Origin of the sequence: Streptomyces sp. SID5910, assembly GCF_009862125.1 — a bacterium.
Classification (GTDB): Bacteria; Actinomycetota; Actinomycetes; order Streptomycetales; family Streptomycetaceae; genus Streptomyces.
In genome coordinates this window covers 1-937 of sequence record NZ_WWHX01000107.1, presented here as the reverse complement: position 1 = coordinate 937, position 937 = coordinate 1, and the positions used below count along the sequence as shown (strand labels likewise).

At 67.2% G+C, this 937-nt stretch carries 1 protein-coding gene and 1 pseudogene; both read left to right on the top strand.

Annotated elements, in window-relative coordinates:
- Nucleotides 1–627 (top strand): annotated as a pseudogene (locus tag GTW67_RS03810) (alpha-1,4-glucan--maltose-1-phosphate maltosyltransferase); the annotation flags it as partial.
- On the top strand, nucleotides 624–937 hold a 314-nt coding region (locus tag GTW67_RS03805), incomplete at its 3' end, for an alpha-amylase family glycosyl hydrolase (protein ID WP_237518645.1). The pseudogene GTW67_RS03810 and the gene GTW67_RS03805, both read left to right, overlap by 4 nt.

Sequence of the window (937 nt, the reverse complement as noted above, 5' to 3'; positions counted from 1 at the left end):
GCCTACATGCGGCCCAACTTCTTCGCCAACACCCCCGACATCCTGCACGCCTACCTCCAGCACGGCGGCCGCCCCGCCTTCGAGGTCCGCGCGATCCTCGCCGCGACCCTCTCCCCCACCTGGGGCATCTACAGCGGCTACGAACTCTGCGAGAACACCCCCCTGCGCGAGGGCAGCGAGGAATACCTCGACAGCGAGAAGTACCAGCTCAAGCACCGCGACTGGGACGCCGCCGCACGCGAGGGCCGCACCATCGCCCCCCTGATCACCCGCCTCAACACCATCCGGCGCGAGAACCCGGCCCTCCGCCAACTGCGCGATCTGCACTTCCACCACACGGACAAGGAGGAGGTGATCGCCTACTCGAAGCGGCAGGGATCGAACACGGTTCTGGTGGTCGCCAACCTCGACCCCCACCACACCCAGGAGGCCACGGTCTCGTTGGACATGCCGCAACTCGGCCTGGACTGGCACGAGTCGGTGCCGGTGCGCGACGAGCTCACCGGTGAGACCTATCACTGGGGCAGGGCCAACTATGTGCGCCTCGAGCCGGGCCGGACGCCCGCGCATGTCTGCACGGTTCTGCGACCGTCCACCCCGCAGATCGGAGGGTCCCCCACAACATGATCGTCAACGAGCCCGTACCGGACACCTTCGAGGACACGCCCGCCAAGGACCGCGACCCGGACTGGTTCAAGCGAGCCGTCTTCTACGAGGTCCTCGTCCGCTCCTTCCAGGACAGCAACGGCGACGGCGTCGGTGACCTCAAGGGCCTGACCGCCAAGCTGGACTACCTCCAGTGGCTGGGCGTCGACTGCCTCTGGCTGCCACCCTTCTTCAAGTCACCACTCAGGGACGGCGGTTACGACGTCTCCGACTACACCGCCGTGCTGCCCGAGTTCGGCGACCTCGCCGACTTCGTGGAGTTCGTCGACGC